Origin of the sequence: Rhodococcus sp. NPDC059179 (genome assembly GCF_042754885.1) — a bacterium.
GTDB lineage: Bacteria > Actinomycetota > Actinomycetes > Mycobacteriales > Mycobacteriaceae > Rhodococcus_G.
The window spans coordinates 971,171-986,910 of record NZ_JBHZBV010000001.1 but is presented as its reverse complement, the minus strand read 5'-3'; the positions used below and the strand labels follow the sequence as shown (position 1 = coordinate 986,910).

Annotated in this window: 17 protein-coding genes and 1 riboswitch; of the genes, 7 read left to right on the top strand and 10 right to left on the bottom strand. The window is 70.8% G+C overall.

Features of this window, described 5'->3' with window-relative positions; all coding sequences use genetic code 11:
• Positions 1-37: 37 nt before the first annotated feature.
• The 4 genes from ACFXMV_RS04580 to ACFXMV_RS04565 form a co-directional block, all read right to left on the bottom strand.
• Positions 38-673: a hypothetical protein gene (locus tag ACFXMV_RS04580; RefSeq protein WP_378501970.1), complete on the bottom strand. Its 636-nt coding sequence runs from the start codon at positions 671-673 to the stop codon at positions 38-40.
• Positions 674-719: 46 nt separating this feature from the next.
• Positions 720-812: a putative leader peptide gene (locus ACFXMV_RS04575; RefSeq protein WP_378501969.1), complete on the bottom strand. Its 93-nt coding sequence runs from the start codon at positions 810-812 to the stop codon at positions 720-722.
• Between the two features lie 9 nt (positions 813-821).
• Complete coding sequence (locus tag ACFXMV_RS04570; protein WP_378503233.1) at positions 822-2,099, bottom strand: aminotransferase class V-fold PLP-dependent enzyme; 1,278 nt, start codon at positions 2,097-2,099, stop codon at positions 822-824.
• A 45-nt stretch (positions 2,100-2,144) separates the two neighbouring features.
• A riboswitch (SAM riboswitch) is annotated at positions 2,145-2,260 on the bottom strand.
• A gap of 98 nt (positions 2,261-2,358) precedes the next feature.
• Positions 2,359-2,832 (bottom strand): MarR family winged helix-turn-helix transcriptional regulator, encoded by a 474-nt coding sequence (locus ACFXMV_RS04565; RefSeq protein WP_378501143.1) that lies wholly within the window; start codon positions 2,830-2,832, stop codon positions 2,359-2,361.
• A gap of 152 nt (positions 2,833-2,984) precedes the next feature.
• On the opposite strand from ACFXMV_RS04565, the gene ACFXMV_RS04560 reads away from it, so the two are divergent.
• Positions 2,985-4,085: a GDSL-type esterase/lipase family protein gene (locus tag ACFXMV_RS04560; protein WP_378501145.1), complete on the top strand. Its 1,101-nt coding sequence runs from the start codon at positions 2,985-2,987 to the stop codon at positions 4,083-4,085.
• A gap of 119 nt (positions 4,086-4,204) precedes the next feature.
• On the opposite strand, the gene ACFXMV_RS04555 is transcribed toward ACFXMV_RS04560, so the two are convergent.
• Positions 4,205-4,351 (bottom strand): hypothetical protein, encoded by a 147-nt coding sequence (locus tag ACFXMV_RS04555; protein ID WP_378501142.1) that lies wholly within the window; start codon positions 4,349-4,351, stop codon positions 4,205-4,207.
• 194 nt (positions 4,352-4,545) lie between these two features.
• On the opposite strand from ACFXMV_RS04555, the gene ACFXMV_RS04550 reads away from it, so the two are divergent.
• The 6 genes from ACFXMV_RS04550 (at position 4,546) to ACFXMV_RS04525 (ending at position 12,023) form a co-directional block, all read left to right on the top strand.
• The gene (locus ACFXMV_RS04550) at positions 4,546-5,163 is read left to right on the top strand and encodes a LysE family translocator (RefSeq protein WP_378501141.1); all 618 of its coding nucleotides are present in this window, start codon (positions 4,546-4,548) and stop codon (positions 5,161-5,163) included.
• Between the two features lie 80 nt (positions 5,164-5,243).
• Positions 5,244-5,897 (top strand): SDR family oxidoreductase, encoded by a 654-nt coding sequence (locus ACFXMV_RS04545; RefSeq protein ID WP_378501140.1) that lies wholly within the window; start codon positions 5,244-5,246, stop codon positions 5,895-5,897.
• Between the two features lie 213 nt (positions 5,898-6,110).
• A complete protein-coding gene (locus ACFXMV_RS04540) occupies positions 6,111-10,001 on the top strand; it encodes a Pls/PosA family non-ribosomal peptide synthetase (protein ID WP_378503234.1) in 3,891 nt (1,296 codons plus the stop codon).
• Between the two features lie 2 nt (positions 10,002-10,003).
• On the top strand, positions 10,004-11,317 hold the full coding sequence (locus tag ACFXMV_RS04535; RefSeq protein WP_378498238.1) for a M1 family metallopeptidase: 1,314 nt from the start codon (positions 10,004-10,006) through the stop codon (positions 11,315-11,317).
• Positions 11,318-11,491: 174 nt separating this feature from the next.
• Positions 11,492-11,686, top strand: a complete 195-nt coding sequence (locus ACFXMV_RS04530) for a hypothetical protein (protein ID WP_378498237.1) — start codon at positions 11,492-11,494, stop codon at positions 11,684-11,686.
• A gap of 112 nt (positions 11,687-11,798) precedes the next feature.
• Positions 11,799-12,023, top strand: coding sequence for a hypothetical protein (locus tag ACFXMV_RS04525; protein WP_378501982.1), 225 nt, complete (start codon positions 11,799-11,801; stop codon positions 12,021-12,023).
• A gap of 61 nt (positions 12,024-12,084) precedes the next feature.
• On the opposite strand, the gene ACFXMV_RS04520 is transcribed toward ACFXMV_RS04525, so the two are convergent.
• The 5 genes from ACFXMV_RS04520 to ACFXMV_RS04500 all read right to left on the bottom strand — a co-directional run bounded on the left by ACFXMV_RS04520 (position 12,085) and on the right by ACFXMV_RS04500 (position 15,628).
• Positions 12,085-13,263, bottom strand: coding sequence for an MFS transporter (locus ACFXMV_RS04520; RefSeq protein ID WP_378501983.1), 1,179 nt, complete (start codon positions 13,261-13,263; stop codon positions 12,085-12,087).
• 95 nt (positions 13,264-13,358) lie between these two features.
• Positions 13,359-14,015 (bottom strand): GntR family transcriptional regulator, encoded by a 657-nt coding sequence (locus ACFXMV_RS04515; RefSeq protein WP_378501981.1) that lies wholly within the window; start codon positions 14,013-14,015, stop codon positions 13,359-13,361.
• Positions 14,016-14,080: 65 nt separating this feature from the next.
• On the bottom strand, positions 14,081-14,278 hold the full coding sequence (locus tag ACFXMV_RS04510) for a hypothetical protein (protein ID WP_378501980.1): 198 nt from the start codon (positions 14,276-14,278) through the stop codon (positions 14,081-14,083).
• A gap of 202 nt (positions 14,279-14,480) precedes the next feature.
• On the bottom strand, positions 14,481-14,867 hold the full coding sequence (locus ACFXMV_RS04505; RefSeq protein ID WP_378503235.1) for a DUF2752 domain-containing protein: 387 nt from the start codon (positions 14,865-14,867) through the stop codon (positions 14,481-14,483).
• A 32-nt stretch (positions 14,868-14,899) separates the two neighbouring features.
• Complete coding sequence (locus ACFXMV_RS04500; RefSeq protein ID WP_378499853.1) at positions 14,900-15,628, bottom strand: RDD family protein; 729 nt, start codon at positions 15,626-15,628, stop codon at positions 14,900-14,902.
• Positions 15,629-15,740 lie beyond the last annotated feature (112 nt).

Here is a 15,740-nt window from a genome sequence, read left to right as displayed (position 1 = left end):
CGGCCACTCCTCCGCAAGGCAACTGGGGAGACGTGCCCTAGGAGGCGAAAACGCTTCTGCTGGAGGCGAATCCGAATCGGCCAAGCACCTCGCCGAGGGCGGCTGACGGCCGGGTGAGTCCGCGCTCGTGCAGCGACGGCAGCACCTCGTCCACCACCCGGTCGAGCACGCGGGGCAGGACCAGCGGAAGCAGGGTGACCCCGTCGGCGACCCCCGCCGCGCTGATGTCTGCGATGAGCCCGGCCAGCCCCGACGCCGTCCCGACGTAGGCGATCGAGTCGGGCACCCGGACGCCCCCGAGGTCGCCGTCGAGCTGGGCGAGTTCCCTTCGCGCGGAGCGTGAATCGTCGCCGAGTAGTACCTCGACGTCGAGCAGAACCGTGACCGAGTCCGGATCCCGGCCGTCGGCCGCGGCATCCGCACGGATGCGGTCGCGTTGCTGCTGGGCCTCGCGGAGATCATGCGCACGGATACGGACGACGGCGCCAGGAACCGCGGCCAGGTCGAGCTGCGCCCCCGGGTCCGCCGACGCGGTCAGGTCCACCCAGTAGTCGGTGAGCCCGATCGGGATCCGGAAGTCGGTGTGCACCGCGGACTCCGGGTGATGCCCGGCTCCTGACAATTCGACCGCCACGTGCAGCGGCCGGGTACGGAAAGACGAATAGGCAGACATGGGTCTCCTTGGGGATGCGTGTGAGCTGGGCGAGCTGGGGACGAGCTCAGCTCAGACACATGCCCGACGCGGTACGGCAGAGATCCACATGCCGACGGCACCACTGGGCGTCAGTCGCCAGGATCGTCACGGGTGCCATGGCGCGAGTTTACCCGGCGAACCCGATCGCGGGGCGACGCCCGTCCACCAGTTCCCGCAGCGCGGCCACCAATCGGTCCACGTCGGCGGCGTGGCTGCCCAGGCCCAGGCTCGCCCGGACGGCGCCGTCGGGTCGGCCGAGCCTCGCGAGCAACGGATGCGCGCAGAACCGGCCGTCGCGGACCCCGATGCCGTGCCGGTCCGAGAGATGGCTCGCCGCCTCGCGGGGCGCGCATCCGTCGACGGTGAAGGTGACGATGCCGACCGAATCCGGTGAATCGGACCAGATCCGGAGCAGCTCGACGCCGTCGATGCCGCGCAGTCCGTCGACGAGCCGGTCGCACAGGACCCGCTCGTGCCGCTCGGCCGCGTCTGCGTCGAGGCCGGCCAACGCCTCGCAGGCCGCCGCCAGCGCCGCGACGCCGAGCACGTTGGGGGTGCCGGCCTCGTGCCGCTGCGGCGCCTGCGCCCAGTCGACGCCGCCAGCCGAGACCTCGCGGGTGGCACCGCCGCCGACCAGGTAGGGCTCGGCGGCGTCGAGCCAGTCCCGCCTGCCGACGAGCGCGCCCGCGCCAAAGGGTGCATACAGCTTGTGGCCGGAAAAGGCCAGGTAGTCGACGCCGAGCGCGGCGATGTCCACCCGCCGGTGCGGGAGCAGCTGGGCGCCGTCGACCAGGATCCGCGCGCCACAGGCGTGCGCGACCTCGGCCAGGCGCGCGATCGGCAGCACCTCGCCGGTGACGTTGGAGGCGCCGGTGACGGCGAGCAGCGCGGCGGGCCTGGTGCACAGTTCGGCGACGATCCGCTCGACGGTCTCGGCCACGGTGTCCGCGGACCGGACGATCCGGGCGCCGTTCTTCTTCCAGGGCAACAGGTTTGCGTGGTGCTCGATGTCGAGGACGACGGTGTCGCCGGGCACGCAGCCGGCGAGCAGGTTCAGCGAGTCGGTGGTGTTGCGGGTGAACACCACCACGTCGTCGGGCCGGGCCCCGACGAATCCGGCCACCGTGTCGCGGGCGCCCTCGTAGCTGGCGGTCGACACCTGTGAGGCGTAGCCGGCGCCGCGGTGCACGCTGGCGTAGTAGGGCAGCAGTTCCTGCACCCGCGCGGTGACCTGCGCCAACGCAGGCGCACTCGCCGCGTAGTCGAAGTTCGCGTAGGTGCAGGTCCCGCCGCCGGACAGCGGGACCGACAGGTCGGCACCGGAGACCGCGGCGAACGGGCGGTCGGCGGAGCAGGCGTCGGCGGCGAGAACGGCGGTGGTGGCGGCGGTGAGAACAGCAGTCATCAGATATCCCTCGGTCAGGGACCCGTGTGCGTTTGGTAGACAACGAGCCCGCGCTTGCCGGGTCCGGTAGTGGACCGCAGCCAGGTCGTCACCCGGGGCACCCCACCGCGGTGGAGGGTTGCCGGCCAGCAAGCCGGGGCTATCTGCTGGCACTCATGACCTACGGCGAGGATTGCAGCCCTGGCCGCGTGTTGTCAACCTTCTCCGCGGGCTCACCCGCTCCCCATCCCTCGACCTCTCTCGCTCCGCTGCCCGCGAACTAGTCGGACACGTGGGTGGCTTCGGGGTTGGTTGCGTCACGGACAACGCGCAGGGCCGCGGTCAGGGCTTCGAGCTGGTCGGGGGTGAAGAGGCCGGTGAACCAGCGGTCGATGCCTTCGAGGTAGGCGGGGAGGATTCGTGCGACGCAGGTGGCTCCCGCCGCGGTGAGTACGGCGCAAGAGCTGCGGCGGTCTTTCGGATCGGCTTCGCGGCGGGCGAAACCATTGCGCTCCAGGCGATCTACGAGTCGGGTGGCTCCGCTGGTGGACAGGCCCGTCTGAATGGCCAGATCGGTCATGCGGAGTTTGCGTCCCGGCGAGCGGGTCAGGCGTAGGAGTGCGTTCAGGTCCAAGCCTGAGAGACCGTTCTCTTTCCAGATCGGGTCCAGGCGCGCGAGGAGCCCTTCATTGGCCTCGAACAGCAAGCCGACGGCGGTGAGCCTGGGGTCGTCGAAGAGATGCTTGGGGTCCACGTGAGCAGCGTAGACCAGACCATTGCGTCGGGGATAGTTGACATGCGGAACATTTTGCGTATGTTGTTGACAACGCAATATTCCGCACAGCAACAAAATGGAGGGTTTCGATGACCACACAGGAATGGATCGCCGGATTCCGTGCACCGTTGGTGAACCCGGGCGAGGAGATTCGGCTGGCCGAACCGCGCGGATTCGCCGGGGAGACACTGCGGCAGGTGGTGCGGCTCGCCGGCGGCGGCGAGCGGCTACGGGTGCGGCTGACGAATCGGTACTCGGATCGGGAATTGGTGATCGGGGTGGCACGAATCGCACTACGTAAGAGCGGGCACGAGATCGTGGCCGAGACCGATACTGCGGTGCGGTTCGGCGGGGCCGACCAGGTGCGGATTCCGGCGGGCGGGGAGATCGTGAGCGATCCCGTCGCGATGGAAGTCGAAGCGGGACAGGAAATCACGCTGACTCTGTACCTACCCGAGGACACGGGCCTCGCGGCGTTCGCGCATATGCCCGCGGCGTCCGGCTGGATCGTGCCGGGCGATCGGACGGGTGACACCGCCCTGCCCGACGCCGAGGAAACCATCTCACGGTTCTTCCTCACCGGAATCGATGTGTTGGCCGCGGCCGGGACACCGGTACTGGTGGCCTTCGGCGACTCGTGGTTCGAGGGTGTGGGATCCACGCACGGGGAGAACCGGCGGTCGGTCGACGCACTCAATTCCTCGCTGTCCCACGGATGGGTGGTGAATCAGGGCATCGGCGGTAACCGTTTGCTCAGCGATCAGGTCGGCGAGCACGCGCTGGCCCGGTTCGAACGGGATGTGCTTTCGGTGCCGGGCGTGGCGGGCGTGTGGGCCAACTTCGGGATCAATGACCTGATTCTGACGGGAGCCGCGCCGGTCGATGCCCTGATTGCCGGGTACATTGAGCTGGCGCGGCTCGCACATGCAGCGGGGCTGCCGATCTACGCCAATACGATCGGGCCTTTCGCCGGGGTGATCTACCCGGGCATGAGTGTGGCCGAAGGGATTCCGGTGCGGAACGCGGTGAACGCGTGGCTGCGGGAATCGACGATCTTCGACGCCGTGTTCGATGTGGCGGCGGCGGTGGAAGATCCGAAGCGGCCGGACTTCATTCGGGCCGAGTTTGACAGCGGCGACGGACTGCACCTCAATGACGCGGGTGCGCGGGCCATGGCCGGGACGGTGGATCTGCTTGCGCTCCAGGCGAATACCGGCATCAAGGCAGCCTAGGCCCGGCGGCTTGCACTTGTTAGAGGCCGTTGACCCAGCGAGTCGGTCGAACCGGCTCTCGTCGTGCACCCCGGCGAGGGCATCCGGGATTCCGATGCACCCGCGGCGCGGCGTCGTGGTCATCGGGCGCCCTCGGAAAGCTGGTCCGGCAAGCCGAACGCGAAGGGCGCCTCGAACATGGCGGCGATCCGAAACCTGATCTCCTCGGTGCTGATCGATCCGCCCACGCCCATCCCCGGCGCTGCTGCCGTCACTGATGTGTTCATTCGTGCTTCCTCGGTTCGTGTCGTCGGCCGGAATTCGGCCTGAACCAACCATGGCCCCGGCGTCGGCCGTTGTCTGTCCGCCGGCCGGGCCTCGCCACGGATGAAGCGGCCGTCCCCCGATCGGTGGACACGCCATCCGACGGCCCGTCGAATTCGACTTGATTTTGAATCCTGATCTGCGGTTTCCTGTCGCCATGACCGCCGCTACCCTGCTCAGCTTCGCGGGCGTGTGCCTGCTGCTCGCCCTCATGCCTGGACCCGACTCGTTCCTGGTGCTGCGCTACAGCATCGGCGGCACCCGGCCCGGCGTCGCGGCGGCCGTCGGGGTGGCGATCGGCAGCCTGTTCTGGGCGGTGGTGGTGGCGCTCGGGGTCGCGACCCTGCTCGAGCAGTCCGCGTCCGCGTACCGGGTCGTCAAGATCGCCGGCGGGCTGTACCTGCTCTACCTCGGGGTCCGCGCCCTGCTCCGGCGGCGGGCGGCCGGTCCCGCGGAGACCGGGCGGGTCGCGGCCTCGACCGGGTCCGCGTTCGGCGCCGGGGTGCTCTCCTGCGCGTTGAACCCGAAGATGGGCCTGTTCTACCTCGCGGTTGTCCCGCAGTTCCTCGACCAGGTGACCTTCGGTTCGGCGATGACCCTCGGAGCGGTCGAGGCCGTCGTGGCGCTGGTGGTGATGGGCGCGTTCGCGGTCGCCGCGTCGCGGCTGGTCGCGCTGCTGCGCAGGCCAAGGGTGAGCGAGCGACTCGACAGCCTGAGCGCCGGGATCCTGGCGGCGCTCGGCGTCGGCACGCTCGTCTCGGCGGGCAATTCCTGACGCGGCGCCACCGCGCGGTGCGTTGCGCGGGGCCGGACACGCGCGCTGTACTGGCAGCGGCACCGACGGAAGGAATCGACATGGCACGCGTCGTCATCATCGGCGGTCACGGCAAGGTCGCCCTGCACCTCGCCCGGATTCTCAGCGATCGGGGTGACGGCGTCACCGCCCTGATCCGCAATCCCGCGCACGCCGCCGACGTCGGGGCGACCGGCGCGACCGCCGTCCTCGCCGACGTCGAGAACCTCGGCACGGACCCGATCGCCGACCTCATCCGCGGGCACGACGCCGTGGTGTGGTCCGCGGGCGCGGGCGGCGGAGATCCCGCCCGGACCTACGCCGTGGACCGGGACGCGGCGATCCGCTCGATGGACGCGGCCGCACAGGCAGGCGTCGACCGGTACGTGATGGTGTCGTACCTCGGCGCCCGGGCCGATCACGGTGTCCCGCCGGATAATTCGTTCTTCCCGTATGCGGAGGCCAAGGCCGCCGCGGACGCCCATCTGCGCGGCACCGCGCTGTCCTGGACCATCCTCGGCCCCAGCACGCTCACCCTCGAGGCGGGCACGGGCGGGATCGAGGTCGGTCCGAGCATCGAGTCGGGCACGGTGTCGCGTGAGGACGTCGCGCGGGTGGCCGCGGCGGTGCTGGTCCGGCCGGCGACCATCGGGCGGTTCATCGGCTTCAACACCGGCGACACCCCGATCGACGAGGCGCTCGATTCGCTCGGCTGAGCAGGGCGATGCCTAGCACTCCCCGACCTCGACACCCCAGCGAAAGAAGGGTCCGGGCGTAGTCTGCAGCCATGTCTCGGCGAGAATTTTCGCCGCCCGCGCGGGCTCCGATCGCCCCTTCTGCGCGCCGCTACCGTCCGCGCGTTCACCAGCTAGCAAACTTGCCATGAGATAACGACGCGACAACCAGCCGACTCAGACAGGAAATCTCGGGTGCCACTGCAGTCCCAACCGGAAACGGACCGATCCCAGCGGATCCCGACCGAGTACCTTCGGTCGGCGCTGGCTCCCGCGCCACGCACCCTGATCGACATCGTCATCGCGACCGCCGAGGCCAACCCCGACGCGCTCGCGATCGACGACGGCAGCACCACCCTGACCTACCTCGAACTGCTCGAGGAGATGTACGGCGGCGCGCAGCGGCTCGGCGAGGCGGGGGTCGGCGCGGGCGACCGGGTCGGCATCCGGATGCCGTCCGGCTCGTATTCGCTGTACGTGGCGATCCTGTCGGTGCTGGCCGCGGGCGCCGCCTACGTGCCGGTGGATGCGGACGACCCCGACGAACGCGCCGAGCTGGTCTTCGGCGAGGCGCAGGTCGCGGCGATCATCACCGGCGACACCATCGAGCCCGGCACCGCTCCCCGCCGTGAGAATCCACCCGCACCGCGGGTCCCGACCGTCGACGACGACGCCTGGATCATCTTCACCTCCGGCTCCACCGGCACCCCCAAGGGCGTCGCGGTCAGCCACCGCAGCGCCGCGGCGTTCGTCGACGCCGAGGCGCGGATGTTCCTGCAGCACGCGCCGATCGGGCCCGGCGACCGGGTGCTGGCCGGGCTGTCCGTCGCCTTCGACGCCTCCTGCGAGGAGATGTGGCTGGCCTGGCGGCACGGCGCCACCCTGGTGCCCGCGCCCCGCGCGCTGGTCCGCAGCGGCATGGACCTGGGCCCATGGCTGGTCTCACGCGATGTCAGCATCGTCTCCACCGTGCCCACGCTGGCCGCGCTGTGGCCGGCCGAGGCGCTCGAGGCGGTGCGGCTGCTCATCTTCGGCGGCGAGGCCTGCCCGCCGGAGCTGGCCGAACGCCTCGCCGTCGACGGCCGCGAGGTGTGGAACACCTACGGCCCCACCGAGGCGACGGTCGTCGCGTGCGGCGCCCTGATGGACGGCCGCGGCCCGGTGAGCATCGGGCTACCGCTCGACGGCTGGGACCTGGCGGTGGTCGACGGCGAGGGCACCCCGGTCCCGATCGGTGAGGTCGGCGAGCTGGTGATCGGCGGTGTCGGTCTCGCCCGCTACCTCGACGCGGCGAAGGACGCCGAGAAGTACGCGCCGATGCCCTCGCTCGGCTGGGACCGCGCCTACCGCAGCGGCGACCTGGTCCGCCTCGAGCTCGAGGGGCTGCTGTTCCAGGGTCGCGCCGACGACCAGGTCAAGCTCGGCGGCCGACGCATCGAGCTCGGCGAGGTGGACAACGCGCTGCAGAACCTGCCCGGGGTGAGCGGGGCGGCCGCCGCGGTCCGCAAGACCGCCGCCGGGAACTCGATCCTCGTCGGCTACCTGGCCAGCACCGACCCCGACTTCGACGTCGCCGCGGCCCGCGAGCTGCTCGCCGAGCGGCTGCCCGCGGCGCTGGTACCCCGGCTCGCGCTGCTGGGCGAGCTGCCGACCCGCACCTCCGGCAAGGTGGACCGGGCGGCGTTGCCGTGGCCGCTGCCTGGCACGGACGCCGGGGACGCCGCGGCGGGCGCCGGGCTCGACGGCACCGCCGCCTGGGTGGCCGGGCTGTGGGCGTCGATCCTCGGCGCGCAGATCACCGGTGCCGACGACGACTTCTTCGCCAGCGGCGGCGGCTCGCTGGCCGCAGCCCAGCTGGTGACCGCGCTGCGGGAACGCTTCCCCGAGGTCACCGTCGCCCAGGTCTACGACCACCCGCGGCTCGGCTCGCTGGCCGGGTTCCTCGACGAGCTCGCGCCCACCGCGGCGGCCGAGCCCCGGATCGTCGAGCCCACCCCGCGGTCCACCCAGCTGGCGCAGATCCTGCTCACCATCCCGCTGACCACCCTGACCGGGCTGCAGTGGGTGACCTGGCTGGCGATCGTCAACAACGTGCTCGCGCTGGTCGCCGACGTGCCGTGGGCCCCGGCCGTGTCCTGGTGGTGGGTGCTGGCCGCGTTCATCGCCTTCATCAGCCCGATCGGGCGGATGGCGATCTCCGTCGCCGGGTGCCGGCTGCTGCTGCGCGGGCTCACCCCCGGCAGCTACCGGCGCGGCGGTCGCGAACACGTGCGGCTGTGGGTCGCGCACCGGCTCACCGAGGCCAGCGGGGCGGCCAACCTGTCCGGTGCGCCGTGGATGATCTACTACGCGCGCGCCCTCGGCGCCAAGGTCGGCCGCGACGTCGACCTGCACACGCTGCCGCCGGTCACCGGGATGCTCGAGCTCGGCGACGGCTGCTCGGTGGAGCCGGAGGTGGACCTGACCGGGCACTGGATCGACGGCGACGTGGTGCACATCGGCGAGATCCGGATCGGCGCGGGCGCGGCCGTCGGGGCCCGCTCCACCCTGCTGCCCGGCGCCCGCGTCGGCAAGAACGCGGAGGTCGCGCCCGGCTCCGCGGTGACCGGGCGGGTCAAGGCCGGGCAGAGCTGGGCCGGCTCCCCCGCGGTGAAGGTCGGCAAGGCCGCCCACCCGTGGCCGGCCGAACGGCCGCCGCTGGCGACGCGGTGGGTGCCGGTGTTCGGGCTCACCTCCGTCGCCATCGCCGGTCTGCCGATCGTCGCGCTCGCGGCCGGGATCGCCCTGATCGGCTGGGGCGTCCACGGCACCCCCGACCTCGGCTCCGCGGCGGTGCGCGCGCTCGCCTGGCTGCCTGCCGCGACGGTGCTGACCCTGGCGGTGTTCGCGGCGCTGACCCTGATCGCGGTCCGCGGGCTCGGCGTCGGCCTGCGCGAGGGCTACCACCCGGTGCGCAGCCGCGTCGGCTGGCAGGTGTGGGCAACCGAACGGCTGATGGACTCGGCCCGGACCCTGCTGTTCCCGCTCTACGCCAGCCTGCTCACCCCGGTGTGGATGCGACTGCTCGGCGCGAACATCGGCAAGAACACCGAGATCTCCACCGCGCTGGTGCTGCCGAAGTTCACCACCGTCGCGGACGGCGCCTTCCTCGCCGACGACACCATGGTCGCCTCCTACGAACTCGGCGGCGGCTGGCTGCACATCAAGGAGGCCAAGGTCGGCAAGCGCGCCTTCCTCGGCAACTCCGGGATGGCCGGTCCCGGCCGCCGGGTGCCGAAGAACGGCCTGGTCGCGGTGCTGTCCGCGGCGCCGAGCAAGGCCAAGTCCGGCTCGTCGTGGCTGGGCAGCCCGCCGGTGCGGCTGCGCCGGTCCGTGGGCGACACCGACTCGTCCAGGACGTTCGAACCGCCCCTGCGACTCAAGATCGCCCGGGCCGTGGTGGAAACGTGCCGGCTGATCCCCGTCATGGTCACCTTCGGCATCGGCCTCGGGGTGCTGTTCGCGCTGCAGGCGATGGCGGGCGCGGTCGGCTTCTGGCTCGCCGCCCTGCTCAGCGGGATCGTCCTGCTGGTCGCGGGCGCGGTGGCCGGGGCCGCGTCGATCGCGGCGAAGTGGCTCGTCGTCGGGCGGATCAGGAGGGTCGAGCACCCGCTGTGGTGTTCCTTCGTGTGGCGCAACGAGGTGTCGGACGCGTTCGTGGAGACCGTCGCCGCGCCCTGGTTCGCGCGCGCCGCGACCGGAACCGCCGTGCTGGCGGTCTACCTTCGAGGGATGGGTGCGACGATCGGCCGCGGCGTCTGGTGCGAATCCTATTGGCTCCCAGAGGCGGACCTGGTGACCCTCGGCGACGGCGCGACGGTCGAGCGGGGCTGCGTGGTGCAAACCCACCTGTTCCATGATCGGATCATGTCCATGGACACCGTCACCCTTGGCAACGGGGCAACCCTGGGACCGCACTGCGTCGCGCTGCCCGCGGCCGGAATCGGCGACGGCGCCACGGTTGGACCCGCGTCGCTGGTGATGCGCGGCGACACGGTGCCGCCGAACAGCCGCTGGCAGGGCAACCCGATCACCCCGTGGGCGTGACGATGGTGAAGCCGGGGAAGTTTTACGAGGAGCCGATCGACTCCTACCTGCCGCACGTCGGCAATCGCGGCTACCGGGTGTCGCGGTACGAGCTGGACCTGACCTACAAGGTGTCCGGCAACCGGCTGGCGGGCAAGGCGTCGATCACCGCCGCCACCACGGAGATCCGGCCGAAGTTCGCCTTCGACCTATCGCAGAGCCTGGCGGTGACGAAGGTGTCGGTCAACGGTTCCCGGCCGTCGAAGTACACCCACCAGCACGGGAAGCTGACGATCACCCCGGCGCATCCGATCCCGGCTGGCGGCGCCCTGTCGGTCACTGTGCAGTACGCGGGCACCCCGAAACCGATCCGCAGCCTGTGGGGCGAGGTCGGCTGGGAGGAGCTGACCGAGGGCGCGCTGGTCGCCAGCCAGCCGAACGGCGCCGGGTCCTGGTACCCGTGCGACGATCACCCGGGCTCCAAGGCCAGCTACCAGATCGCCATCACCACCGACTCGCCGTACTACGCGCTGGCGAACGGCACGCTGGTGCGCAAGCAGGTCCGGGCCAGCCACACCACCTGGGTGTACGAGCAGACCGAGCCGATGGCCAGCTACCTGGCGACCATCCAGATCGGCCACTACGAGCGCAGGCGCGTCGACCACGATTCGGTACCAATGCACGCCGTGCTCCCGCCGCGGCTGCGGACGGCGTTCGAGCACGACTTCGGCAGGCAGCCGCAGATGATGGAGACCTTCACCGCGCTGTTCGGCCCCTACCCCTTCCCCGAGTACACGGTCGTCGTCACCGATGACGAGCTGGAGATTCCCATTGAGGCACAGGGCATCTCGGTGTTCGGAGCGAACCACTGCGACGGCAAGCGCAGCGCGGAACGGCTGGTGGCCCACGAGCTGGCACACCAGTGGTTCGGCAACAGCCTGACGCTCGGGTCGTGGCGCGACATCTGGCTGCACGAGGGCTTCGCCTGCTACGCCGAATGGCTGTGGTCGGAGAACTCCGGCGGCCCGTCGGCGCACGAGATCGCGACCCAGGCGCACCGCAACCTCACCGGACTGCCGTACGACCTGATGCTCGGCGACCCGAGTCCCGAGCTGATGTTCGACGACCGGGTATACAAGCGCGGCGCCCTGACCCTGCACGCGCTGCGAACCACGCTCGGCGACGAGGCCTTCTTCAACCTGCTTCGGCAGTGGACCGCCAAGCACCGACACGGCACCGTCACGACCGAGGAATTCACCGACCTGGCGGCGCATTACACCGATCTGCCGCTGCGCCCGCTGTGGGATGCCTGGCTGTTCCAGAAAGCCATGCCCTAGGCGCGGCTCCGCCGCCCGTGCGCGCGTCACACCCCAACCGGGGTAAGACACGCGCACAGTTGCGATGGCCTCGGGGTGGTGACGGGTTTCCCTCCTGTGGTGGATAGCCGGGATGGGTGCCGACACGGGACTCTTGTCCTGTCAGCAAAACCACCACCCAGCAAGGAGATTCACATGTCGAACACCATCAAGCGCACTTTCGCCGCTCTCGCCCTCTCGGCCGCTGCCCTCGGCGCGGGTGCGGGCGTCGCCTCCGCCGGGATCTTCGATCATGCGTTCAATGTCGGCGTGGGCGGCCCCCAGGTGCTCAGCCCCGGTGCCGGTCAAATCGTCAACCCAGGCGGCTGCATCGTTGTGGGGTTCTGCTGAGTTTCTGCTCGGCCTGTACACCACCCGCGGCCGGTGCCGGCGCCGCCTCACGGCGCCGGCACCCTCGCCGTAACCACCCGACCAGCCACGAAAGGCTCTCGAAATGCCCAACATGACCAGAGTCAGAAACCGCACCGCCACGGCCCTCGTCGCAGCAGCCTTCGTCCTGACGGCGGGCGCGGGCGTCGCCTCCGCAGTGATCCCCAGCGACAGCTTCAACGCGACCGTCGGCAGCGCCAACCTAGGCCCCCTGTCCACCCCTGGCGTGGGCGCTCACCCGAGTGGGGTCGATCTCGGCGGACTCCGCGTTTCGACCCCGTTCTACCCCGCGGGGTAGATGCGGCCTCGCCGCAGCGGTGCGGGTGTGGAGTCCATGGATTCCACAACCGCACGCTGCGCTAGGCGCCGTTCTGGAGGTGCGATCGACTCTTGACCAGCACCAGCACCAGGGAGGCCGCGGCGACGACCGCGCCGAGCCCGAACAGCATCGGATAGCTGAACACCGTCGGCCAGGTCTGCACACACAGCGCCATCGCCGCGGGCACCGCGAACCCGATGTAGGTCAGCGAATAGAACACCGCGGTGAGCCCGGCGAGGTCGTCGGGGCGCGCGATCCGCTGGATCTCCTGCAGCCCGGACACCAGCGCCATGCCGTACCCGCCGCCGAGCACGGCGGCCGCGACCAGCGCCAGCGGCACCGTCAACCGGTCAGCGGCGACGGCGCCGACCGCCATACCCGCCACCAGGATCGTGAGCGCGACCACGACGGCGCGGGCACTGTGCGGGGTGTCGATGCGCCTGCCAAGCGCCTGGATCGAGAAGCCCGCGGCCAACGCGACCACGCACAGCAGCGCGGAGAACGCGACCGGCCTACCACCGCTGTGCGGGGCCATCAGCGCGGGCATCACCGCGTAGGCGCAGCTGGCCGCGCCGAACACCCACGGCGCCACCGGGGCGATGACGTACCGGAACCGCAGGTGCCCCGCCGCCGGGATCCGCAGGTCCTCGCGCAGGGGGACGCGCCGGTCGGCCGGAACCGCGGCCCTGGTCTCCGGTGTCGCGAACAGGGCAACCCCGGCCGCGACCGCGATCGAGATGTGCACCAGGTACGCCAGCGCACTCGGCCACGGCGCCCACTGCGCCAGCACGCCCGCCGCACCCGCGCCGAGGGCGAACCCGGCCGTCAGGCTCATCGCCGCCCGCCTGGCACCGGAGCCTGCGCCTGCGCGCCGATCCCATGGCGCCGTCGACAACTCCTTGAGCCAGCTGCCGCCGACCGCCATGCCGATGCCGAGTCCGATACCGCTGAGGATGCGACCCCCGATGAGCAGCGCGGAGCTGTCGGCTCCGGTGGCGAGCACGAGGGAACCGGCCGCCGCGATGAACGGGGCGGGCAGCATCACCGGCCGTCGGCCGAGGCGGTCGGAGAGCGGACCGCCGATGAGCATGGCGGGGACGATGCCGAACACGTACGCGAACAGGAAGCTGTCCACCACCACCGCGGAGTAGCCGTGGTCGAGCCGGTACATCACCAGCAGCGGGGTGAACTCGTTGCCGCCCCACGCGACGGCGAACATCGCGGCTGACACCAGCGCCCACGGCGCGCCGGACCGCTTCTGCGGCCGGTCGGCGGTCGCCGCGACCCGCCGGGACTGGGCCTCGACCTGCAGGCTCATCGGGCACCGGCCTGCAACAGCGGCAGTCCGTGCACGCGCCGCATGTGCACGATCACCGCGGCGTCGTACCCGTCGGCGTCGGCGGCCTCGACCAGGTCCGAGAGCGCGGTGTGGTCGTCGATGATCGAGGCGAGCTGCAGCGGGTCCCTGGCCAGCGAGCGCGCGGTCATCCGGCGCTGCCGCTCGCGCAGGCCCGCGTAGAACGTGTCGAGCAGCGGGTTGCCGCCCGCGCGGACGATCAGCCGGTGGAAGTCGGCGTCGAGCCCGCTGAACCCGTCGACGTCCCCCGCCGCGGCGGCCGCGCGCTGGGTGTCGAGGCTCGCGCGCAGGGCCGCGACCAGCTCGGTCCGGACGGTCTCGACGGCGACGACGGTGCGGACCGCATCGGTCTCGACGAGCCGGCGCGCGGCGACGACGTGCTCGGCCTCGCCGTCGGCGACGGGCACGATCAGCGCCCCCCGCTTGGGGTAGAGCCGCATCCAGCCCTCGGCCTCGAGCCGCAGGAACGCCTCGCGGACGGGGGTGCGACTGGTACCCATCTCGGTGGCGATCTCGCCCTCGCTGATCAACTCGCCGCCGGGCAGCGCCGCGGACAGGATCCGCTCCTTCACCTCGCGGTAGACGACCTCTGACGCCGAATGCAACTTAGACACAAGATGTATTTATACCCGTCGCACGCGCCGCCGCCGCAGGTAGGGGTCACTTTTCGGGTGCGGGGTCAGGGCACCCAGTACTTGGCCGCGAGGTGCTCGATCACCGGATCGCCGTCGAGCGCCTCCTCGAGGGCAGCGAGGTCGTCGTCGAGCGCCACCAGGCGCGGATCGTTGCCCTCGGAACGCTCGGACGGATAGCCGCCGTCCTCCGCGATCTGGCGCAGCAACTTCTCCCGTACGCGATGCTTCAGCGATTCGGCCATAGCTGAGCATTGACCAGCAGAGCCGCGCTGTCGACCGGACGCGCCGGATCAGTCGTCGTGCTTGCGGAACACCCGGCGCGCCACCGGGATGAGCACGATCAGCGCGCCCACCATCACGATCACCGAAAAGATCTGCATTGCCATCGGAACCTCCGGGTCGAGTCTGGACCGTCGTGACGCCTGGGCGAGCGCCGCTCCGCTGTCACGTCGGGGCGAGCCCCGCTCCCCATGGGGTGTTGCGCACCACGGTGAACACCGCGAGCACCACCAGTATCGCAGCGGTGGCAGACCGTCCGAGCACGATCATCCGATCGTCGACCCCCCTCCACCGCCGCGACACCCAGCGCATCCACGCCACCGTCAACACCACGACGAGCGGCAGGATCGCCGCGTTACTCGACAGCGAGGCGACCACGTCCCCGTGGGTGAGGTCGTTCACCGCGCGCAGCCCGCCGCAACCCGGGCACCACCAACCGGTCACCACGTGAAACGGGCAGAACCCGTAGGCGCCTGCGCGGTGCGGGTCACGCAGGTACAGCAGCATCGCCGCGCCGAGACCCGCCGCCGCGACGGCGAGCGGAGCACGCATCGAGCGGGACCGAATCCCTGACCGCGTCATCGTCATCGCGGCACCGCCACGGCACCCTTGACCACGACCGAGGAGAGCAGCATGTCGTGCCAGCACCGGTGTCGCGGATCCCACAGCGGCCAAAGGAAGTTCAGGAAACAGAGGTCGCCGAGGAACCAGAGCATCAACCACCGCACAAAGGCCATGCCGGGGCCGAGCGGCCGTCCGTCCGCCTCGCGTACCACCGAGATGCCCAGCCACTTCTTGCCGAGCGTCTGCCCGGTATTGCCCTGCCGGAACACCATGTTCCAGACCAGCAACGCGAGCGCCAGCAGAATGCCGGCCACCATGATGGCGATACCGGCGCCGTTGACGTTGGTCAGCTCGGTGTCGGAATAGGGGCCGTAATAGTCACCCGAGTAGGTCGTGACCGATTCCGAATCCTTGAACGCGATCAACGCCCCGAGACCCGCAATGAGGTAGCCAGGCAGCGGGACCACGATCCGGTCGAGCAGGTATGCGCCGACCCGAGACCACCACGAGGCGTAGGGATATGCCGGTGGCGGCGGGCTGCCGTACGGCTGGCCCGGCGGCGGATAGCCCGGCTGCTGGGGGTACTGCGGGGCGCCGTACTGCGGCTGACCCTGCTGCGGTTGTCCGTACTGGGGCTGACCGTATTGCGGCTGCCCATACTGCGGCGGCTGCTGGCCGTACTGGGGCTGGGGTGGCGTCTGACCGGGCTGCGCGGGATCGGGCTGCTGGGGCTGATTCGGATCCGACATGGCGCCACTTCCTATCCGCAGGGTGTGATTCCGTTCCCAAACCATAGCCCGGAACGACTTCCTGTCACCTTGCTTGTTCGGCCCGTTCGCGACGGCTAGATTTCGAGGTCCG